Origin of the sequence: Paenibacillus sp. FSL L8-0436 (assembly GCF_038593025.1) — a bacterium.
Taxonomy (GTDB): domain Bacteria; phylum Bacillota; class Bacilli; order Paenibacillales; family Paenibacillaceae; genus Paenibacillus_AQ.
Genome location: NZ_CP151955.1, coordinates 6327576 through 6348501 on the forward strand (window position 1 = coordinate 6327576; position 20926 = coordinate 6348501).

The following is a 20926-nucleotide window of genomic DNA, read 5'->3' on the forward strand; positions in this document are numbered from 1 at the left end:
TACGCTCCTACAGTTCCAAACTTCCCCTCCGCCGCTTTCGCCTCTAGGTGTACTTTAGTTCAGCTTATATATTTTTTTATATATTTACTTTCCCGTCGCTCTGTCGTAGCCCGCCTGTTTAATTTCAAGCCATTCCTGCAGGCCAAGACGGTCCAGCTCCTTCAAATAATCATTCCACTGGGCATCGACTTTTCCGTTCTGGTACCATTCTGTACGCATTCTGAGTACATAGGCGAACAAGTCGGTTTCAATCGTCGTCAGGCGGTCAAGCTCATCAATCGAATGAAATACGCTCGGCATTACGTTCTCTGCTTTCATCTTTGGAGCCATAATATTCTTGATGATGTCCATACGGCCTTTGGCATCATCCGGCATGGTCGTATATTTGCCATAGTAGGAATCAAGAATAGCCAGCGGTCCGCCGATACTTGTTTTCTCGCGAAGCTCCACAGGAGCAGCGCCTTCCAGCGGCAAATGCTTCAGCATTCCTTTTGCTTCATCAAATTCGAAGATGTTCTGCTGTGTCTCGTCCCCGTAGGTTCCCCAGTTGTTCTGCACAGATTGGATCGGATCATACAGCTGATCCACCCATTTCGCTGTCGTTTCCAGGTTTTTATTGGCGCTTGTCACAACCATCTTGCCGCGGCCTAGACCGAGACCGTTGGTTCTGGTTACGTTGACTTCACCATCAGGGCCTGCAAGCGGCGGCATTACTTCATAAGCATCGTTTGCTCCGGAGATATTGGCTTTATCCCAAGAGAAGTAGAGGCCGTACTTCTGATCTTTGCCTTTGGCCAGGTAAGTACTCCAGTCTTGGGTATAGGCTTCGATATCAATGAGTTTTTCTTTATAAAGGTCATTGATAAAGGACACCGCCTTTTTATAACCTTCTTCCTTAGCTGTAAATATCACTTTGCCTTCATTGCTTACGACCGCATGGTCGGGATTCTCGCCCAATCCGAACGAACCGAAGAGGAATGCCAGATCTTCCGCACCCGGCTTGTTGATAAAGGATAAGGGGATTTCGTCTGCCTGACCGTTGCCGTTCGGATCTTGGGTCTTGAAGGCAATCAACACCTTTTTCAATTCTCCCGTGGTTGTCGGCATGTCGAGACCCAGCTTTTTAAGCCATTCCACGTTGATCCAAGGCATGCTGTCTACCGCCTGAATTCTTTCTTTTCCGTTCCCAAGCTCTTCAATCCAAGGAAATGCATAAATTTTACCGTCGGGTGCCGTAATCATACTTTTGTATTCAGGGGCTTCTTCCAGCACTTTTTTGAAATTGGGCATATTCTGCTCGATCAGATCATTCAGTGGCACGATAGCACCGTCTTTAGCAAGCTTCAGCAACTCATAATCACTGTAGTCGGCATTGAAAATAGCATCGGGGAGATCACCGCTTGCGACAGCCAGATTTCTTTTTTCCACAAATACGTCTTTGGTGAAGTTTTTCCAGTTGATATGCACATTCGTTTTTTCTTCCAGACGTTTATTAATCAGCTTTTCGTTCGGATCGGCCGGTGCCAGCGGGGAGCTTTGGGTAATGAAGTTCAAGGTGACTTTGCCGCTTGGATCCTGTTTTTCACCTGCAGCATTTCCTCCCCCGCCGCCGCATGCGGCAAGGAACATAAATGAAGCAAGTACAGACGCAGAAGCTGCTTTTGACAACACTTTTGATCTTTTTGATCTTTTCATAGGATATGACCTCCAAAGTGAATAGGGATGAAAAAACTTATCTATGTGCAGCCGTGTCCTATTTGATGGAACCGACCATGACACCTTTTTCAAAATACTTCTGGAAGAACGGATACATAATAATGAGCGGCAGGCTGGAGACAACGATCGCGGCATACTTGATGATTTCAGACAATCGTTTCATTTCGGCCATAGCCATCTGATCAGCGATCATGCCGGGATCTACCTGATTCTGAATCAGGATGGAACGAAGCACGAGCTGCAGCGGATGGAGGTTGGGATTATCCAGATAAATCATGGCATCAAAGTAGGAATTCCACTGGCCGACAAAGGCATACAGCGCCAGCACGAAGATGATCGGTTTCGAGAGCGGCAATACAATGCTGAAGAAAATCCTCATCTCTGAAGCCCCGTCCACATTGGACGCCTCCTTCAGTTCATTCGGCACACCTTTGAAGAACGTTCTGGACAAAATAATATTCCATACATTGACCGCCCCGGGAATGATTACAGCCCAGACTGTATCCAGCAGCCCCAGATTCTTAACCAGCAGATAGGTCGGGACCAGTCCTCCTCCAAAGAACATCGTAAAGAGGAACACTGTCATAAAAAAACCTCTACCCTTTAACCGGTCATCCGATAAGGCATACCCCGCACAGATCGAGACCAGAACGGTAAGAATAGCAAAGGAAGAGGCGTAAAAAACAGCGTTTCCAAATCCCCGGATCATCGCCGGATTGGTAAGAATCATCTTGTAGCCATCCAATGACCAATCTGAAATTTTGAACGACAGCCCTTGGCTAAGCAGGATTGACGGATCCATGAAGGATGCAATCACCACATAAATGAGCGGAAGCACCACAATCAATACAGCAAGAGTCAAAAAGGTGGCGTTCAGCACAAGAATAAAGCGGTCCAGCCGGGAATGTTTAATGAACATACTTGTTGCTCCTTTCTATAAAAGACCTTCGCCCTCATTTAGTTTCTTCACTGTGAAGTTCACCGTAATGAGCAGGATGACGTTGATGATAGAGTTGAATAGTCCTACTGCGGCTGAGTATGCATAGTCACCGGACTGCAAACCAATTTTGTAAACGTACGTCGGAATAATCTCAGAGGTTGGCATGTTCGTTGCTGTTTGCATGAGATAAGCCTTTTCAAACCCAATCGACATGATGCCGCCTGCGGCAAGGATAAATACAATGGCCATAATCGGACGAATGGTCGGAAGGTCAATATGACGTATTCTTTGAAGAAGATTAGCACCATCCAGGTTGGCTGCGTTATGTAACTCAGGGTCCACATTGGCAAGAGCCGCAACGTAGATAATGGAAGCCCATCCCGCACCCGTCCATATATCCGAAAGAATGTAGATCCAGCGGAAGTACTCCGGACGTGACATGAACATCACCGGTTCACCGGTAGCCCAGCTAAAAAGCTGGTTGATAGGTCCTGTCGGGGACAGGAAGATAAACAGCATACCGACCACGACAACGACGGATATGAAGTTAGGGGCATACAAGAATAACTGTATGTTCTTTTTGACTCCGGCCCGGCGAACCTGATTGAGCATCAAGGCCAGCAGGATGGGAACAGGGAAGCTCAAGATTAGACCGAAAAAACTTAATTTAAGCGTATTCATAAAAATCACTTCGAAGTTTGGGGAAGACAGAAATTTCTCGAAGTTGTAAAAACCTACCCACTCACTCCCCATAATTCCCTTGATTGGGCTGAAATCCTTAAAGGCAATAATCGCACCATACATTGGACCGTATTTAAAAATAAGGGTCAGAATCAGTGCCGGTGCGAGCATTAAATAAAGGAAGTAGTGCTTCTTCAAATATTCAAACAGGGACATCTTCCGCCCCGTCACCAGTTTTCTGTGATCCACTTCAATTGAGTTATGCAATGCCTTTACCTCCATTCTTATACATGTTTTTCACCAGTGAAAGGCTTACATTTTGACGTTCATGCCCTTCTTCATTTACAATTTATCAAAGACTTCACCATGAGTCAATACATTTTGTAAAAATATATTTGTTCATTTGACAATTATTCCGTATCTAAAACCCCTGAAAATATTGCCAAAATTAATAAATAAGAGGTTACTCTTAGAAAAAGAGCATTTATTCAACTTAATATATTCATTTTTAACACTTGCGCAGAAATAATTACCAAACAACACAATTGCATAATGTAAACTAAATTGTGCATTTGTAAAATTAACGTTGCTATTTTGAGAAAACTATTATACATTTAAGGGAGTAAAGCGAAGCGTATGCGGCCGCTATTTGCAGAGTGAAAGAAAACAATAATATAGAGGTGAAATTACATATATGGCACGGGGAAAAGTAACGATACAGGATATCGCTGATGCTCTGGGGATCTCCAGAAACACAGCCTCCAAAGCCTTGAACGGAACGGAAGGATTGCCCGAAGAGACCAGAAACAAAGTTATCAAAAAGGCGATTGAGTTGAAATACAAGCAGTTTTCTTTAATGGAAACCGAAAATGTCCTGCCAAAGAGCTCGAGAAACATTGCTTTATTAACGGAGAATTTGCCGAATACTTCGCATTTTGGATCGACTTTGATCAGCGGTCTGGAAAAGCGGATCAGTGCAGAAGGATATAATTTATCCATTCACATCATCCGGGAGATTGAACAGAAATCTCTGTCCCTCCCTAACAATTTCGATGTATCCAATGTGGACGGAATCATATGTATTGAGCTGTTTAACTTGGAATACAGTAACCTGATTACAAGCCTTGAGATTCCGACCATTTTCATCGACTGTTCCGCCCATGTCTGCTATCCTGATTTCCGGGCGGACGTGTTGTTAATGGAGAACGAACACAGTACCTATCAGCTTACTAAAAAGTTGATTGAGGGCGGTTACAAAACCTTGGGGTTTATCGGGGATTATAATCATTGCCGGAGCTTTAATGAAAGATGGGTAGGTTTTAATCGTGCTCTGACCGAGGCTGGAATCCCGCTCGATCCCGGCCAGTGCGTTCTCGATGAGGATAATCTCTTTTTCTCCAGCCCCGGCTGGGCGGATGAAAGATTGAATGACATTGCCGAGCTCCCGTCCGCTTTTGTATGTGCGAACGATTACATCGCCGTAAGCTTTATGAAATCACTGAAGAATCTGAATCACTCCATTCCCGGTGACATTGTCGTTTGCGGTTTTGATAACGGCCCGGAATCAAAAATTATTGAGCCTCATCTTACCACTGTTCATATCTACAGTAATGAAATGGGCGTCAAAGCAGCCGAAATACTGCTGTCACGCATCACCTATCCAGAGCAGCCTTATCAGGTCTCTCATATCTACACAAAACCAATCATTAGAGATTCCACCCCGAATATTAGCTGATTGTGGAACCTATAAACGCTTACATTCAACAAAAGCATCCCTTTCACGTGAAGGGATGCTTTTGTTCCTTCCTCTCCTCCTACTCGGAGAGGATATATATCAGTTGAACTAAAGAACTAGCTAGAGGCAAAAGCAGCGGAGGGGAATTTTGGAACTGTAGGAGCGATAGCGACCACCTTTGTCTCCGGATTTCAACCGCAAATAGCGGTATAAATCAAGAAATCGGGAGACAACAGTGGCCGGAAGTCCAAACATTCACCGCAGTTGCGTTCTATGCCGGATCGGTAAGTCTAAAGTTCAACTTATATAGCTAAAGATTTATATAAATGGTGAAGCTGTTCACAATTACTAAAACCGTGTTTAACACTAACAGAGAGGTCTTAGATTTCCTTTCTCCCCTAAAAATAGAGGCAACAATTTGAATACCCGGTATCAAAAAAAGGAATACCCGCTTAGAAATATAATTTGTGAAATCATCAGCCTTGAACTGGAATGATTTCACCTGTATTCCCATCTGGTCCGGTAATGAACGATACGCAATAAAATTAGACAGCAGAGTAATTGCAATCATTCCTGCTACAATGTAAAACACGGCGTCCCTCTTCATTTTCTGCTTTTCATCCCCTTATTTATCTAATGCCAAATAATTATAAGTTTTCAAGAAAAATCTGTAATTAACATGTGTCACACACTGAATGCTACTAGCTGCACATGAGCTGCGGGCATTGGTCCCGCAATATTTCCCTGTTCCCTGATTTCCGAAGTCGCTGGGCATGCTGGCTTCGCAGAGCTACCAAAGTGAGTATAATGGAAGGTAAACTAGCTTGAGGGATGAGGAAGATTATTATGAAGATTATTTTCTGCCAGGATCCGCTGGATGCCAAGAGGGTTGATATGGATTATGAAACGGAGTGGCACGCAGCTCAAGCTGCTGGCCTCAAGACGGAGCTTGTTTCATTAGAGGCCTTGATGGAAGGCCAGGCTGCCCGGTCCATCCGGCAGATTACACCCGCGCTCTCTATGGAATCTGCAATTTACCGGGGCTGGATGATGAATCCGCAGCATTATGAGCAGCTTTACCATGCACTCCAATCAAAGAATATTGAACTCATCAATGATCCTACCGCCTATGCTCACTGTCACTACTTGCCAAACTCCTATTCGATGATCGCATCGTTGACACCGCGCACCATTTGGCGCACAAGTCCAAGCAAGCCCGCCGACTGGGAGGAGCTGTTCGAGCAAATTACCATATTCGGCGAATCTCCTTTAATCGTCAAGGACTATGTGAAGTCAAGAAAGCACGAATGGGTTGATGCCTGCTATATCCCGGATGCTTCAGACCACGGCAATGTACAGCGGGTGGTGTGGAACTTCATTGAAAGACAGGGGGCTGGACTGAGCGAAGGAATCGTTATCCGTGAATTCGTTCCTCTGGAGTACCTGCAATCACACGATAAGAGCGGCATGCCTCTTTCCAAGGAATACCGGATATTTTTTCTGGATCATCAAATCATAGCTTTTCTGAATTACTGGGATGATGTTACCTACGATGAGGATCAGCCGGATCTGACCCCTTTTATGGAAATTGCCCGCACGATTACAAGCCGCTTCTTCACCATGGACATCGCCAAAACTGCAGAGGGAAGCTGGATTATTGTAGAGCTGGGAGACGGCGGAGTTTCGGGGCTGCCCGAGCAGATGGATGTCAGAGCGTTTTATGAGGGGTTACTTCAAGACTAATAATGTCCGATCCGCCGCTGCTCTAGCTTTTTGCTGGACACTTATATACAAGGCACTATCCAAACAGACTCCCGTTTAGCCTTTACCATTTTGAAACTACTTTGCCGAAGGGTTGGGATATACTAGCCACAGATGAACTAAAGGAGATTATATCTTATGAACAAATCAGGCCTAAGCACCCTTCTCTTATTATCGATGATTGCTGCAGGCTGCGGTGCACCCAAGACTCCCAGTGATTTACTCCGGGCCCCTTCGCAGGGCAGTGCCGATGGCACCATTACAAGTATTGTGAAGTCTTTTCTTCCGGCGAATGCCCACCTGACGGTGCCCATCAATTCCGAATCCGGCAGTGCCATTCAATTGCAGGATCTCGACAAGGATGGTCAGGATGAAATTCTGGCCTTCTATAAGACGGACAAAACGGATTATGAAATCAATACCCTCGTATTGTCCAAACCCGGCGCCGACTGGAAAAAGCTTACTACGATTACGGGAGTCGGCAGTGAGCTGGATTACGTACAGTTTATAGATGTTACCGCAGACGGAGCAGCGGATATGCTGCTAGGGTTCAGCGGCGGCGAAGGCTTGAGCAAGGAACTGTCCGTCTACAGTCTGAGTGGGGGTGAGCTGACCGAAAAGCTCAAGCAGCCTTATGACCAGCTGGCTGTCGGCAATCTGACCAATGAAGGTCAGACAGATATCGCCCTGATCCAGGGAACGTTCACCACGGACACCCAGCCGCAATCCCACCTGCAGGTAATCCGGCTTCATGACGGCAAGCTGCAGACCTTGTCTGACCAGACCATCGACGGGTATGTGTTTCAAGCCTTGTTTACAAAAGCAGCGCCATCCAAAAACGCCCTGTTCATTGATGCGGCGGTTGGTGCACATTCCTCCTACACTTCTCTGCTGACTTGGGAAAATGGCAGATTTATTGATATACTTGCAACAGAGGATTATCAGCGTGACGAATTGGCAGACAGCAGGGATATTGTGCTGGGGCCACTTGTTTCGGAAGCTAACGGTTTGCTGGGTGAGAACAATATGGCGATCAAGGATTACCCGCTGTATAGCTCAGATATTAACGGTGATGGCATTGTCGAGATCGGATTCCTTGTCCCTCCTGCGGGTACAGAGAGCTTTGCCCCGCTGGCCACTCCCTTCATCACCAAATATTATCAGTGGGACGGGCAATCGGGACTGAAGTTTGTGGAGGAGCATTTCGACAGATGGGGCTACAATTTCCACATTCCGCAATCCTGGACCGGTAAATACAAGCTTGTGGCCCCGGAGGAATCCCCTACGGCTTGGGAGCATATCCAGTTTAGCTACACCAATGCAGCGTCTGCTGAGCAGGCCCCGCTTCTGGAGCTGCGCCAGATCTCCAAAAAGGATTGGCAGACTGCCGAAGCGGCACTGCTGGCGAAGAACACAACCTATAAACTGCTGTATGAGCTGCAAAATACGGAGGATAGTACAGCGCCGACCGTGCTTGTTGCTGTTCTTCCATCCGCAGATGCAGCCGGCAAGCTGACCGGCTCCTCCCTTCAGGAGTATGAACAGCTAAAGCTGACGCTTGATGAAGTGCAGCAGCTGGCCGGCACGCCCCAGAAGCCCCAGCAATAGGTAGAACAAGGAGGGCACCCATGAAAGTACTGGTACTGGAAGATGAGAAGCCCATACGCGATTTTCTGCTTGTTAACCTTAAGCGTGCGGGCTTCGAGGTTGTTGAGGCCTCCACAGGCGAAGAGGCTCTGGCTGCCGCCCGGAATCAGAAGGATTTTGATATTGCTATTCTGGACCTGATGCTTCCCGGTGTCAGCGGCTTCGAGGTGTGTGAACGCCTGCGGGGACTGTTCCCCCGGCTTGGTATTATTATGCTGACTGCCAAAAGCCAGGAAGTCGATAAGGTGATGGGGCTGGAAGCCGGTGCAGACGATTATGTGGTTAAGCCCTTCAGTCCGGTTGAGCTGGTTGCCCGGGTCCGGTCGCTCTACCGGCGGATGTATCCGGGAGAAGTGTCCGAACAAGAGAACCATATTGAGCTTCCTCCATTTACACTGATGCTGGATGAACGCAAATTACTGAAAGACAAGCTCGAGATTCCCCTGACGCCCACGGAATTCTCCATCGTCAAGCTGCTTATGGAGCAGCCTAACAAGGCTATGAACCGTGACGATATTCTTACCTCCGTATGGGGGCAATATTTTATGGGAGAGCTTAAGATTGTAGATGTGAATATCAGCCGAATCCGCCAAAAAATCGGGCAGGGCTCTTCCGGACCACAATACCTCGAAACGGTCTGGGGATTCGGCTATCTATGGAGGGTCTAACATTGCTGAAGGGAATCAGGTCTAGGCTTATCGTCTATATCACCATTGTTCTGCTCCTGATCGTCCTGCTGCTGGAGGGGGTATTTATTGTAGCAGTCCATTACTACTATCTGGGCAGCGCGATGGAAACCCTGTCTTCCCGGGCCGTTACCTCCGCCACCTTTTTCAATAAGTATCTGGAGGGCTACTCGATCAATGAACGGGCCAGGTACATTCTGGAGAATCTTTCGACTGAAGAGAGCAGCAAGGTTGAAGTGCTCAGTCCGGCAGGTGATGTCATTATCAATTCATTCGGTTTCGCAAGCTCGGAGCATATTGAGACCCCTGACGTCAAAGATGCTTTGATCAGCGGCAAGGGGACCTATCAGAGTATTACCCCTCTCAACGGGGAACGGATAATGGCCGTTTCCATTCCTTTGAGGGAATCCGGGGAGAACATTGGTGTACTGCGCTATTCTGTTTCAGCAGAGCCCCTCTACGACGTTATTATCAACATTGTCCTGAATGCCGCCTGGGTCGGGCTGCTCGTCATTCTTTTTGGCTTCGTACTCAGCGTGATTATCGCTAAACGGATCGTTGGACCTATTCAGCAATTAACCTCTGTCGCCAAAGAGATGGCCACCGGAAACTTTGACGTAAGGGCGGAAAAGCGGTATGACGATGAGGTCGGCACCTTGGCAGTCACACTGAATTACATGTCAGAGGAAATGGTCAAAAGCGAAAAAATCAAATATGATTTCATCTCTTCCGTCACGCATGAGCTGCGCACTCCCCTTACCTCGATCAAAGGCTGGGGCGAAACACTGCTTGTGGGTGATTTGTCTGATAAAAAAGAGACCCTCCAGGGTCTTGAGGTAATGACCGGGGAAACAGATCGTCTGATTGGTCTGGTCGAGGATTTACTGGATTTCTCCAAATTCCAGGCTGGGGAGATAAAGGTCTCGCTCCAGCCTTATGACCTCAGGGGTCTGCTTGAGGATCTGCTGCTGCAGTTCAGGTACCGGGGCCAGACCAAACAAATCCGGCTCTATGCCGATATTCCCGATCAGCCGCTGCCCGTGGACGGCGATTTCAACCGGTTGAAGCAGGTTTTTGTAAATCTGCTGGACAATGCTTTCAAATTCACTCCGGCCCAGGGGGAGGTCCGCCTCACGGCGGACTATAATGAAACCCTAATTATCATCACAGTCGCGGACAACGGGGAAGGCATCGAAGCTGACGACCTCACGAAGCTCGGGACCAAATTCTTCAAAGGCAGATCACGCCAGTCCGGAAGCGGACTGGGCCTTGCCATCTGCAAAGAAATTATCGTACTGCATGGCGGCCGCCTGCGCATCGAGAGCGAATTCACCAAGGGAACCTCAGTCATCGTGGAGCTGCCGCGCTACCCGGTGGAGTGAGGTCCCTTTTATCAATTATGCTTGATCAGCATAACGCCACCAGGAGAGTGTGCCGATCAAGCCAATACCACCGGTCAGATACGGAAGGCTGAGACTCAGAGCCTGCAAATGGGCATTTTCCTCCCCCGAAGCGCCGCTGAGGAGCCCGGGGATGGCCCATGGAATATATTCCGTAATTCCAAGGCCTCCGCCAAGCTGGGAAATCACGATCGTAAGTACAATGAACCCAAATGCAGACATATACCCGCGTCCAACGCTGGCCATCCAGGCTACCGGGATGCATAGGCAGATAACCATGAGACAGAGCAATACATATTCCCTGAAGCTTTGCGCGATGATCTCAAGGCTCCAGCCATCCAACTGGACAAACCAGGCGGTAAGGCCTCCAACCGCAAACATAAGGAGTGCCAGGACCTCACACCAAACTGTGGCAACCATTAATTTAGCGGCTGCTACACTGTAACGGGAAAGCGGCAAGGCCAGTAAATCCTTAACCGTACGGTCGGAGTATTCCCGGCCGAATATCCAACTGTATATAAAACCGAAGCCGATCAAGCCTCCGATCGAAACCACATAACCAAGCTCATCCATAAACCCCGGCACATCCAATATACTCTCTATGTTGTTCTGAGAACCCAGCGATCCGGAAAATACGAGCCCCAGCATAACCGGCAGCAGGATGCTGGTGCCGAGTGATATCCATAGCAGTCTGGACCGGCGAAGCTTCAAGATTTCCCCTCCTATGGCTGATAACCATTGATTCATTCTGTTGCTCCCCCTCCGGTTTCAATTTTTCTAAGAAAATAAGCTTCCAGATCCTCTTCTTCTACACTCAACTGAATGGGCGGCATATTTGCATGGACCAGCAGCTTCGATATATGCTCAGGACTAGCTATCGCATGATCGTCGGAGAGCCGCAGCCCTTCCTCGGACCATTTCACCTTATAACCGTGCTGGAGCAGCTTTATCCGGGCAGCTTCAGGATTACGGGTCTGCACAAGCAGATGTTTCCGGAGAATATGCTGCAGCTCCCTGACCTCCGTTTCCTGAAGCAGCTTGCCATGATGAACAATACCGATCCGTGTCGCCAGTCTGGCGACCTCGCCCAGGATATGGCTGGAGATAAATATTGTCACCCCGTGAGTCAGGGCAAGCTCGTTAAGCAGCTGCCGTACCTCGACAATTCCAGCGGGATCCAGTCCGTTCGTCGGCTCATCCAGAATCAGCACTTTTGGATTATGCAGCATTGCCTTGGCCAGGCCCAGCCGCTGTCCGTTGCCGAGTGACAATTTACCGGCCTTGCGGTCCCGGTAGGGGGTTAGCTGCAGCTTGTCCATTACAGAATCTATGGCATCGTGTTCCGGTATGCCCCGCAGACGGCGGATGATCTCCAGATTCTCCCGGACCGTTAGCTCAGGATAAGAATACGGGGTCTCCACCATGTATCCGACGTTCGCCCACAGCTTGTGACTGCCGGCATCCACACGTTGTCCGAACAAATAGGAAGCTCCGGCATCCGGCCGGATCATCCCCAGCAGCATGCGTATCGTCGTCGTTTTGCCCGCACCATTCAATCCCAGAAATCCGTAGATTTCCCCTTGCTCAACATGCAGTGATATTCCGTCTACAGCATGATGGCTTCCGTAATGTTTCGTTAAGCCTTCAGTCTGAATAATAGCATTCACATTATCGCCTCCCTTTATAAACTAACTAGTTAGTTATATTTGATGAAAATAAAAGCCATCTTCTACAGTAGAGATGGCTCCATGACACCATAAATGACAAACTTCGCAATCTGATCCATGGTGTGCTCCTTCATCTCCGGGGAGTCCAGCTTGCCCATCACTTCCTTATACCGTGAAAAGGACTGAAGCGTCGCTGTCGTCACATTCAGAATCAGAATCGGAAACATCGCCGGATCGAAATCCTGCCGGAGGATTCCATTCTGCTTCGCGGCTATGGCCAGCTCATGCAGCTGAGTCATATCATCCGGGCGGTAGGTGATTTGATTCCAGGTCTTCCAATCCTCAGCGGCCTCCCAGAACAGAATTTTCAAATATCGCGGGTACTCCAGGAGAAATTCATACATTTGCCGGGTAATCTTCTCCAGAAAACTTTTGAATACAACAGGGTCACTCATGAGACTTGGGTTCTTTAACAGCTCGGCGATTGCCGCCCCGGTTACCTGTTCACTAATCTGGTCGGCACGTTTGACTACTTCGGTGTAAAGTCCCAGCTTATCGCCGAAATACTGATAGATCAGGCTTTTGTTATACCCCGAAGCTTTCGCAATCCCGTCGATTCGCGCTGCTGAATAACCAAGCTCGGCAAACGTCTCCTCCGCTGCGTCAAGAATCATCCCCTTGGTTCGGGCTGCATCGTAAGTCCGTGAACTTCGCTTGCCATTGTCCTTGCTCCCGCTCTCTGCTGATGTCATGGTTTTCACCTCTTTTTATAACTAACTGGTTAGATTATATTTAAATGTACTACCGAAGTCAAGAGCACCTATATTCTATTGATCCGTTATTGTGAGCGGAGCAACGTTATTTGTCTGGCCAGATAGGACGGTGTATAGGGCATGTCCTTTCGAAGCCAGGCGACAATCGTACCAATCAAGGCTGCGGAACCGTACCAAATGGCGATCTCTCTTTGTATGTTTGCTGATGAGTCCCCCGGGTCGCCTTGCTTTCGCTCCAGTCTTTCAGCAATCATTTCCGATAGCAGCTTGAACAAACGGTCCGTGAAGATCGTAATTTGTCTCGACGTAAGAATAACTTTGTAAAATCTTGCATTTGTCTTATTATCATATTCAAAAAAGGTGGGATACAATGCTTAAATCTACCCTGGTTTCCGTCCTATTGACGGCTTTCATCCTCTTAACCGCGTGCACTGGAGGTCTAAATAAATCCAACACAGCAGTAAACACACCCGGAAACGATGTTAAACCGACAGTATCCCAAAGTCCGTTGAACGGTAATAGCGGGGTAAAAGAACAAGATATTACGGGGACAAATCTGGAGGATGTATATAATTTTGATTCGGGAATGTTCATAAACCTGAAATCCTACGAAGATCAGTTAACTGAAGAAAACGTATCGGCGCTTTCCGCACTCGAAAAGAATCTTGCAGCGTTGGTTGAGCATAACAACACGGATTATAATGCCGGTTTTGTGAATGAAAAGCTGGTTGACGCTATGAAGTATTATTACGGCGAACAATTCCAGTATCGGTTTACAGCGATCGAGAGCATTGAGCCAAATCCGATGAATGGTAATTTACACATTACCGTTACCGGACAACGTTTGGATACGGATACTCAGACGATTGAGGATGTCAAAATGATGTATGCTCTCGGTCAGAACGACCAGGGAAACTGGGTGATTTATACAATTGACTGAGCGTACAAACAAAAAACCGATACCTAAAAAGGTACCGGTTTTAAGTCATTCTAGTTCTCTTCATCCCTTTTACTTCTTGCTGACAAGCGAACGGTACATTAGAAACAGGAAATATGGAGCTCCAATGATCATAATAATCAGGCCTGACGGTATTTCTATCGGGGCCATTATGGTTCTTCCGATCGTATCGGCAATGACCAGCATTAATCCCCCCAGCAGTCCCGACAAAATAATGGAGCGTCTTGTGTGATGCCCGATCATCATCCGTACTGCATGCGGCGCCATAAGCCCGAGAAATCCGATTGTCCCTACGCTGGCAACGGCTCCCGCTGCAAGCAAAACGCCGATAATCATAGCCCACAGCCGCGTTCCCCGAACCGGCAAGCCAAAACCTGTTGAACTCTCGTCGCCAAACGCCAGCAAATCAAATTTCCGGCCCAGATAATAAGCAACCGGCACAAGGACAATCAGAAAGATAAACAGGCTGTAAAACTGATTCCAGCCGCGGCCATAGGTCGAGCCTGTCAGCCAAATAAAGGAACTGCTGCTCCACAGGCTTGCCTTAACGATCATAACCTGTATGCCCGCAGAGCCGACGGCCGATACAGCGATTCCGAGCAGGATAAGCACGGACGGATTCAAGGCTTTACGCCAGGCCAGAAAGAATACAAAGGCTGCTGCGACAACCCCACCCGCAATTGCGGCAAAAGGTAAAACCACTACTGTCAATGCAGGCCATGCGAACAGTACGATCATCGCACCAAGCCCGGCGCCTGAGGTCACGCCGATAATCGAAGCGTCGGCCAGCGGATTGCGGACAGCGCTTTGAATTAAGACACCGCTGACGGCCAGCGCGATACCGCCGCAAGCTGCAACGAGAGTACGCGGAAGCCGCAGATTCAGCAGCACAGAAAACGATTGATCTCCCCCGGGGATAAGACTACCCAGCAAATCAGCCAACGGAATTCTTGTTCCCCCAAGCGATAAGCTCACAAGGATGACAACGAGGAGCAGTGCGGTCATGAATATCGCCGTAGGAACAAAACGCATACGCAGCGCGGCTCCCCCAACACTCATGGATGACTGTCCGGAGCCTGAACCGGAAATATTCTTCATCTTGGTAAGCACCAGCCAAATGAGCCATGGTGCTCCAATAATCGCCATAACCGCACCGACGGGTATCTCACCTACATTGCTCCGCACCACACGCGCAAGCGTATCCGCTGCCGTAATGAGCAAGGCTCCCCACAAGGCGCTCGCGGGAATAAGCAGGCGATGCTTGCGGATACCGCTAAGCCGGACCAGATGCGGAGCGACCAGACCGACGAAACCTATCGGTCCGACCACACTGACCACGATCGCAGCCATGAGCACGGATATGCCCAGGCCCACTGCCCGGGTTAACCCCACACGCTGTCCCAGCGAACGGGCGGTTGACTCATCAAGCTCAAGCGCATCGAATTGCCGGCCGGCGAATACTGCTGCCCCAATCAGCGCAAGGACGAAAGGCCAAGCGTACCGGACACCATCCCAGTCCAGTTGAATCAGGGAACCTGCGCCCCATAAGAATAAATTTTGTGTTTCCGTCTGTTTGAAGATATGTAAGGCAGATGTGAACGCACCTAATACCATGGATACGATCATACCCGATAATGCCAGCCGGACAGGCGTGGCCGCCTTGCCTCCACCCAGGAAATAGGCGGCCATTGCCGCCAGAAGTCCCCCTCCCGCTGCCAGCAAAAACGGGAACTGCTGCTGCATAGCCGGGAAAGCAACCACACCCAGGACAACCATAAAGTAAGCCCCGGCATTAATCCCCAGCGTATCCGAGGATGCGAGCGGGTTCTTCGTTATGGTTTGCAGTAATGCACCAGCCGCAGCTAAAGCAGCCCCGGCCAGAATCCCGATAACCGTACGGGGCATCCGGATATCCCAGAGCAGATTATGCTCCATCACATCCTGGCGGTTCAGCAATCCATCTAATATAGTGGCTGCCGGAATCTTGGCCTCTCCGAAGCCGAGGCTCAGGAGGAATAGAACGAAGAGGACGGCAAGGCCGCCCCCAAATATTCCAATTAGCCGCCAGGTCATTCCGATTGAGGATGCCTTGCTACTATTCCCGTTCATCAAAGTACTCATTTCGTTAAACTATTTACAACTTCATCCACGATAACCTTGGAGGAGACCGGACCGCCGAACACCCAAGTTGCGCTGCCTAATCCAAAGGTGCGTTTCTCCTTCACGAAAGTAAGGCCTTTCCAGACGGAATTATCCTTCAGTTCGTTCGAGAAAATATCATCATCCTTCTGGACGATATAGATCAGATTGGTATCCTGAACCGCAGGCAATGCTTCAACTGTCGATGTGCTGAATCCGTAAGCCTCAAAAGCTTCGGGTTTCCAGTCGTTCTTCAAGCCGATCCGGTCCAGCGTCTGTACCGCCAGAGAATTATCCGTAAAGAGACGCATTGTCGCTGCATTCTGATAGCTGTAGGCTTGCGTCAGTACATAGTTCAAGCCTTCCTTGCCTGCAGCAGCCAGCTTCGTCTTGGCATCCGCGTAATGCGCATCCAAATCTGCCAGGACCTTATCACCTTCCGCGGTCTTGCCGACAGCGGCTGCAATCGTTTTGAAGATGTCTTCCATCATCGTGTATTGATCGCCTTGGCCTTCAGGCGGATACAGGCCGAAAATCAGCGTTGGCGCAATGCCCTTCAATTGCTCATAGATGGCTTCATGGCTGTCTGTATTCGCAATAATCAAATCCGGCTTCAGCGCCGCAATCGTCTCCAGATTCGGCTCACCGCGTGTACCGACATCAGTCACGCCTGCATCCAGGGGCGCCTCGCCAGTTACCCACACCTTATAGTTTTCGTTATCGGCATTCCCTACCGGCTGCATGCCGAGGGCAATAATATCTTCAGTAAATGTCCACTCCAGCACTACGACCTTTTGCGCAGGCTTGTCCAGCTTAACCTCACCTTTAGCATCCTTCAGTACAATCGGGCCACTCGCCGCTTCACTGCCAGCATTCGTTGCAGTTGCAGTTGCATTGCCAGTTGCGCTTTCGTTAGCTGCCGGACTTTTCGTATTGTTGGATCCACAACCTGCCACAACCAGTATGACAGCAATAACCAGAACTAAACTCAACAACCTTTTGTGCATTTTGTAAATCCCCCTGATATTCAGATATAAGTTCTCTATGATAATCGTTATCGTTATATTGATAATGATTATCATTTCTATTCATATTAGCTATCTTATATGCGATTTCCCGGAATGTCAAAGTTAAAATTTAAATTTATGGAGAAGTGACGCTTGAGATCAGGTAGCTTTCTCTTGCGCCTAATTTACTCAAGCAAGCAGCCGCTGATCAAAAACACAGAGAGCATAACCGGGACACAAATAATTCCGGCAAACTACATGCAGTTTGCCGGAATTATTGAGTAGATGACAAGCGGTATTGACGTTTGGAGCCTTTTTACTTCTTATATCCTCCCTGATAAGAAACCTGATCTATCAAGGATTCTTGATTATTTAGCCTTATCACTAATTTCAGAACCACTCTGCCTGTTGATCCCAACAATGGACCAGTTGTCATCAACTTCCGGCGATAACGTCTTACGATCCCGGATGTAGCCTACAAGCATATCACGGATGCTGCATGCCGATTCCCAATGTTTTGTCGCGCTTACCAATTTGGACGCCTTCAATAAGCTGCTGTAGCGATAATTGTTGACAGCAAGCTGCAGCTGTTCGGTATCGGCAAGCGGTTTGCCTTTGTAGATCACATTTATGATCCGGCTACCGGAGGGTTGCGACAGGTCGATCTGATAATCGATACCGGCGAACATATCATAGAGATAACTCGGCACCTCGGGGTTAATACTAATCGCAGAGTCACCTGGCTGCCACTGTTTGAAATGCGTTGCTGAGGCTTCCATATAAGCCTTAAGCTCTTTGCCGGTTACATTGACAACGTACAGCAAATTATCGAATGGATAAATGCGGTACACATCAGCGTACGTCAATGGGCCCTGCTTCAAATCCGCCTTGTCCGAAAAAAGGCTCGTGGCGGCAACATCCGCACCGCTGGCCTCAAGCATCGCCTTCTGAATCAATGTAATGACTGCTGTATCCCGCAATCTTCCCGCTGGCACACCACTGATTTCATCCTGTGGCTGGAAGTCGGCTGTCGCATAGCCCAGAACGCCACCGTCCATTTCTGTTGAGGATACTCCTCCTCCCTGCTCGATGAAGCGAAGCGTTTCTTGATGCGCTTCTGAGACCAGACTCCGGAAATCCGGGTCCGGCTCCCAGCCGGCCATATCAACAATCGAGACTTCCCGGTTCACAACCCGGGGTCCTTCACCGCCAAGCTCGACCGTAAGGTCGAAGCGTACCACTTCCCGCCCCCGGTCGCGCGGTCCTCCAATGACGGTATCACCGGTACGTTCTTTAACCGTAATGTGCATATGACCGACCAGAAGCACATCAGCCTCAGGAACCAGCCGGACAATGTGTTCAGCGGCATCCGAACCGCCTTCTTCATCGAATTCCGCCACCATTCCGGCATGCGCGCTGATCATAATAATGTCAGCCTTACCTTCAGCCCTCAGTGAGGCTTCAATCCTCTGTGCCGTTTCAGCCATGGGGCCAAAGCGCAGAGCATCCACCTTCCCACCGTCCCAGCGCGGGACATTAGGGTTAGTCAGACCGATAACAGCAATCTTAATACCTTGTACTTCAACAAGCGCATAAGGTTCTGCAAACAGTTCCCCATTGAGATAACAGGCATTCGCAGCAAGCACTGGAAATTCCAGCTCCCGCCTGAATTTCTCAATCAGGGCAAGACCAAAGTTAAATTCATGATTGCCTAAGGTCATGGCCGAATATCCCATTGCATTAAGCGCCACTGAAACCGGATGTACACTATCCACCCGCTTATTGAAGACATCATCAGTCAGCATATTCCCTTGGAACACATCACCATTATCAATCAGAATGACCTCGGCTCCACTCTGTCTGATCTCCCGGACATAGGAGGCGACTCTGGCCATCCCGTCATTCGTTGTATCCACACCGTCTTCGTAACGATAGCCCCACAGATTCCCGTGAAGATCCGAGGTGGCAATAATTACGATATTCAATATATTACTGGTGTCCGCCCGTTCAATCATAATTCCATCCTTCTCTCGTCTCTTTACTTCAGAATTGCACCTGCGGTAAAACTCTTCTCCATCTGGTCACTGAACAGTACGTAGGCCAGTAGAATGGGAAGGGTCGATATGACCATGGCTGCTGCGAGCGGTCCCCAGCTAATGCTGTATTGACCGCTGAAATTCATCAGGCCCAGCGGCAACGTCCGCAGCTCTTGCTTTTGAATAAAGGTCGCAGCCATGAGAAGCTCATTCCATACGGCTAAAAACACGAAGATCGCTACCGAAGCGAGTGGTGGCTTCAGCAAGGGCAGCACAACTTTGAAGAAGGATTTAACGACTCCGCAGCCGTCCATAAACGCAGCTTCCTCCAGTTCCTTCGGCATGGTCCGCAGAAAAGCCGACAGCATGTATACGCCAATAGGCAAATTCACAGCAATATACGGCAAAATAATCGATAATCTCGAACTGAGAATGCCAAGATTCTTGAGTATCATAAAGAGCGGGATTAGCGTAGCGTGAATTGGAACCATAACGCCCATCAATAGAACGAACAAAATCACACCGTTATATTTGAATTTCATGCGTGTCAAAGCATACGCCATCATCGAAGCAAACAGAAGCACAAAAAAGAGTGTAACCAGCGTGACGGTCACACTGTTGAAAAAGTATTGGCTGACTTTAGCGCTTACCCAAGCCTCTGTGAAATTGTCTAAACGCCATTTGGTGGGCAACGCCCAGACCGCTCCGCCAATAATCTCCGAGTTATCCTTAAACGCACTTACCACAAGCCAGTAGAGCGGGAACAACTGGAGGACGGCGATGATGATCATCAGTATGTAAATAGCTGTATTTTTCGTTTTATTGAACATGACCTGTCCTCCTTAATATTCAATTTTTTCCTGGGTCAACAACTTGTTAATCACCCAGGCAATAATGAGACATTCCAGCACCATAAATACAGCAAGCGCGCTGCCGTAACCGAAATTCTGCTTCAGGAACGCTTCCTGAAACATTTTTAGCGCAATCACAGTTGTTGAATCAAGCGGTCCTCCATTAGTCATCACATACACACTTTCGAATGTTTTCAGTGCATATATAACGTTTAGGACGATACAGATCCGTAATACATCAGATAATAAAGGAAAAGTGATATAACGTACCGCTTTCCAGCCTGTCGCTCCGTCCAGCTTCGCTGCTTCATAATACTGTTCCGGGATACCTTGCATTCCGGCGAACAGGATCAGCATATTGTAACCCACGTAATGCCAAGTGGTTACGATTAATACGGACAGTAGTGCCGTCTTAGTGTCTCCAAGCCATGCTTGTGTCCAACTTCCCAGTCCCATGGCATCCATTAACGTGTTCAGCATGCCGATGTTCGGATCATAGATTTTGACCCATAGCAGGCTCACCATTGTTGTTGACATCACTACAGGGAAAAAGTAAATATTGCGGAACCATTTACGCCCCTTCATTTTTCGGGAGACCAGCATCGCCAAGGCAAACGAGATCGGCAACTGGATAAACACACCTACAAGCAAAAAGGCGAGGCTGTTCCATACCGCTTGCCAAAAACTTTTATCAACCGTAAACATCTCAATATAGTTGTCTAGTCCAATGAAGGTCATGGGATTGATGCCATCCCAATCTTGGAGACTGTAATAGGCTGTAATCAAAATAGGCACGAAATAGAAGATCAGAAACACGATTAATCCGGGCAATAAAAACAAAGCTAATATTTTTTTATTTGAGAGCGCTTTTTCCATCACTTACCCACCTGTCAAGTTGCAGAAAAGCGATGCGGTCCAACTGACTGCAT

At 48.3% G+C, this 20926-nt stretch carries 18 protein-coding genes; 6 read left to right on the forward strand and 12 right to left on the reverse strand.

Features of this window, described 5'->3' with window-relative positions:
- Positions 1 to 84 precede the first annotated feature (84 nt).
- Genes NSS79_RS29175 through NSS79_RS29185 form a run of 3 tightly spaced genes read right to left on the reverse strand, consistent with a single transcriptional unit; the run spans position 85 to position 3553 of the window.
- Positions 85 to 1695 (reverse strand): ABC transporter substrate-binding protein, encoded by a 1611-nt coding sequence (locus tag NSS79_RS29175; RefSeq protein WP_342437171.1) that lies wholly within the window; start codon positions 1693 to 1695, stop codon positions 85 to 87.
- A gap of 58 nt (positions 1696 to 1753) precedes the next feature.
- The gene (locus NSS79_RS29180) at positions 1754 to 2635 is read right to left on the reverse strand and encodes a carbohydrate ABC transporter permease (protein WP_342437172.1); all 882 of its coding nucleotides are present in this window, start codon (positions 2633 to 2635) and stop codon (positions 1754 to 1756) included.
- Positions 2636 to 2650: 15 nt separating this feature from the next.
- Entirely contained in the window at positions 2651 to 3553 is a 903-nt protein-coding gene (locus NSS79_RS29185; protein WP_342440463.1) for an ABC transporter permease subunit, read from the reverse strand.
- Between the two features lie 478 nt (positions 3554 to 4031).
- On the opposite strand from NSS79_RS29185, the gene NSS79_RS29190 reads away from it, so the two are divergent.
- The 5 genes from NSS79_RS29190 (at position 4032) to NSS79_RS29210 (ending at position 10548) form a co-directional block, all read left to right on the forward strand.
- Entirely contained in the window at positions 4032 to 5072 is a 1041-nt protein-coding gene (locus NSS79_RS29190) for a LacI family DNA-binding transcriptional regulator (protein ID WP_342437173.1), read from the forward strand.
- An 846-nt stretch (positions 5073 to 5918) separates the two neighbouring features.
- Positions 5919 to 6815: an ATP-grasp domain-containing protein gene (locus tag NSS79_RS29195; RefSeq protein WP_342437174.1), complete on the forward strand. Its 897-nt coding sequence runs from the start codon at positions 5919 to 5921 to the stop codon at positions 6813 to 6815.
- A 156-nt stretch (positions 6816 to 6971) separates the two neighbouring features.
- Complete coding sequence (locus NSS79_RS29200) at positions 6972 to 8441, forward strand: VCBS repeat-containing protein (RefSeq protein ID WP_342437175.1); 1470 nt, start codon at positions 6972 to 6974, stop codon at positions 8439 to 8441.
- 20 nt (positions 8442 to 8461) lie between these two features.
- Positions 8462 to 9148, forward strand: a complete 687-nt coding sequence (locus NSS79_RS29205; protein ID WP_342437176.1) for a response regulator transcription factor — start codon at positions 8462 to 8464, stop codon at positions 9146 to 9148.
- A gap of 2 nt (positions 9149 to 9150) precedes the next feature.
- Entirely contained in the window at positions 9151 to 10548 is a 1398-nt protein-coding gene (locus NSS79_RS29210; protein ID WP_342437177.1) for an ATP-binding protein, read from the forward strand.
- A 15-nt stretch (positions 10549 to 10563) separates the two neighbouring features.
- On the opposite strand, the gene NSS79_RS29215 is transcribed toward NSS79_RS29210, so the two are convergent.
- The 4 genes from NSS79_RS29215 to NSS79_RS29230 all read right to left on the reverse strand — a co-directional run bounded on the left by NSS79_RS29215 (position 10564) and on the right by NSS79_RS29230 (position 13377).
- A complete protein-coding gene (locus NSS79_RS29215; RefSeq protein WP_342437178.1) occupies positions 10564 to 11313 on the reverse strand; it encodes an ABC transporter permease in 750 nt (249 codons plus the stop codon).
- Entirely contained in the window at positions 11310 to 12233 is a 924-nt protein-coding gene (locus NSS79_RS29220; RefSeq protein WP_342437179.1) for an ABC transporter ATP-binding protein, read from the reverse strand. The genes NSS79_RS29215 and NSS79_RS29220 overlap by 4 nt, the downstream gene beginning before the upstream one ends.
- Before the next feature lie 62 nt (positions 12234 to 12295).
- Positions 12296 to 12985 (reverse strand): TetR/AcrR family transcriptional regulator, encoded by a 690-nt coding sequence (locus NSS79_RS29225; RefSeq protein WP_342437180.1) that lies wholly within the window; start codon positions 12983 to 12985, stop codon positions 12296 to 12298.
- A gap of 86 nt (positions 12986 to 13071) precedes the next feature.
- Positions 13072 to 13377 carry a TetR-like C-terminal domain-containing protein gene (locus NSS79_RS29230; RefSeq protein WP_342437181.1) on the reverse strand — a complete coding sequence of 102 codons (306 nt, stop codon included), beginning with the start codon at positions 13375 to 13377 and terminating at the stop codon, positions 13072 to 13074.
- On the opposite strand from NSS79_RS29230, the gene NSS79_RS29235 reads away from it, so the two are divergent.
- On the forward strand, positions 13377 to 13946 hold the full coding sequence (locus NSS79_RS29235; RefSeq protein ID WP_342437182.1) for a hypothetical protein: 570 nt from the start codon (positions 13377 to 13379) through the stop codon (positions 13944 to 13946). The two genes, NSS79_RS29230 and NSS79_RS29235, sit on opposite strands and share 1 nt — an antisense overlap.
- 69 nt (positions 13947 to 14015) lie before the next feature.
- Here NSS79_RS29235 and NSS79_RS29240 read toward each other — a convergent pair whose 3' ends face one another.
- The 5 genes from NSS79_RS29240 to NSS79_RS29260 all read right to left on the reverse strand — a co-directional run bounded on the left by NSS79_RS29240 (position 14016) and on the right by NSS79_RS29260 (position 20873).
- Positions 14016 to 16073 (reverse strand): iron ABC transporter permease, encoded by a 2058-nt coding sequence (locus tag NSS79_RS29240; RefSeq protein ID WP_342437183.1) that lies wholly within the window; start codon positions 16071 to 16073, stop codon positions 14016 to 14018.
- A gap of 8 nt (positions 16074 to 16081) precedes the next feature.
- The gene (locus NSS79_RS29245; RefSeq protein ID WP_038596330.1) at positions 16082 to 17110 is read right to left on the reverse strand and encodes an iron-siderophore ABC transporter substrate-binding protein; all 1029 of its coding nucleotides are present in this window, start codon (positions 17108 to 17110) and stop codon (positions 16082 to 16084) included.
- Between the two features lie 368 nt (positions 17111 to 17478).
- On the reverse strand, positions 17479 to 19125 hold the full coding sequence (locus NSS79_RS29250; RefSeq protein WP_342437184.1) for a 5'-nucleotidase C-terminal domain-containing protein: 1647 nt from the start codon (positions 19123 to 19125) through the stop codon (positions 17479 to 17481).
- A gap of 23 nt (positions 19126 to 19148) precedes the next feature.
- A complete protein-coding gene (locus NSS79_RS29255) occupies positions 19149 to 19976 on the reverse strand; it encodes a carbohydrate ABC transporter permease (RefSeq protein WP_342437185.1) in 828 nt (275 codons plus the stop codon).
- A gap of 12 nt (positions 19977 to 19988) precedes the next feature.
- On the reverse strand, positions 19989 to 20873 hold the full coding sequence (locus tag NSS79_RS29260) for a sugar ABC transporter permease (RefSeq protein WP_342437186.1): 885 nt from the start codon (positions 20871 to 20873) through the stop codon (positions 19989 to 19991).
- Positions 20874 to 20926 lie beyond the last annotated feature (53 nt).

What these genes read in the sequence shown, in the direction of transcription:
- NSS79_RS29175 (WP_342437171.1), bottom strand. Translation starts at nt 1,695, where the DNA reads ATGAAAAGATCAAAAAGATCAAAAGTGTTGTCAAAAGCAGCTTCTGCG.
- NSS79_RS29180 (WP_342437172.1), bottom strand. Translation starts at nt 2,635, where the DNA reads ATGTTCATTAAACATTCCCGGCTGGACCGCTTTATTCTTGTGCTGAAC.
- NSS79_RS29185 (WP_342440463.1), bottom strand. Translation starts at nt 3,553, where the DNA reads ATGTCCCTGTTTGAATATTTGAAGAAGCACTACTTCCTTTATTTAATG.
- NSS79_RS29190 (WP_342437173.1), top strand. Translation starts at nt 4,032, where the DNA reads ATGGCACGGGGAAAAGTAACGATACAGGATATCGCTGATGCTCTGGGG.
- NSS79_RS29195 (WP_342437174.1), top strand. Translation starts at nt 5,919, where the DNA reads ATGAAGATTATTTTCTGCCAGGATCCGCTGGATGCCAAGAGGGTTGAT.
- NSS79_RS29200 (WP_342437175.1), top strand. Translation starts at nt 6,972, where the DNA reads ATGAACAAATCAGGCCTAAGCACCCTTCTCTTATTATCGATGATTGCT.
- NSS79_RS29205 (WP_342437176.1), top strand. Translation starts at nt 8,462, where the DNA reads ATGAAAGTACTGGTACTGGAAGATGAGAAGCCCATACGCGATTTTCTG.
- NSS79_RS29215 (WP_342437178.1), bottom strand. Translation starts at nt 11,313, where the DNA reads ATGAATCAATGGTTATCAGCCATAGGAGGGGAAATCTTGAAGCTTCGC.
- NSS79_RS29225 (WP_342437180.1), bottom strand. Translation starts at nt 12,985, where the DNA reads ATGACATCAGCAGAGAGCGGGAGCAAGGACAATGGCAAGCGAAGTTCA.
- NSS79_RS29235 (WP_342437182.1), top strand. Translation starts at nt 13,377, where the DNA reads ATGCTTAAATCTACCCTGGTTTCCGTCCTATTGACGGCTTTCATCCTC.
- NSS79_RS29240 (WP_342437183.1), bottom strand. Translation starts at nt 16,073, where the DNA reads ATGAACGGGAATAGTAGCAAGGCATCCTCAATCGGAATGACCTGGCGG.
- NSS79_RS29245 (WP_038596330.1), bottom strand. Translation starts at nt 17,110, where the DNA reads ATGCACAAAAGGTTGTTGAGTTTAGTTCTGGTTATTGCTGTCATACTG.
- NSS79_RS29250 (WP_342437184.1), bottom strand. Translation starts at nt 19,125, where the DNA reads ATGATTGAACGGGCGGACACCAGTAATATATTGAATATCGTAATTATT.
- NSS79_RS29255 (WP_342437185.1), bottom strand. Translation starts at nt 19,976, where the DNA reads ATGTTCAATAAAACGAAAAATACAGCTATTTACATACTGATGATCATC.
- NSS79_RS29260 (WP_342437186.1), bottom strand. Translation starts at nt 20,873, where the DNA reads ATGGAAAAAGCGCTCTCAAATAAAAAAATATTAGCTTTGTTTTTATTG.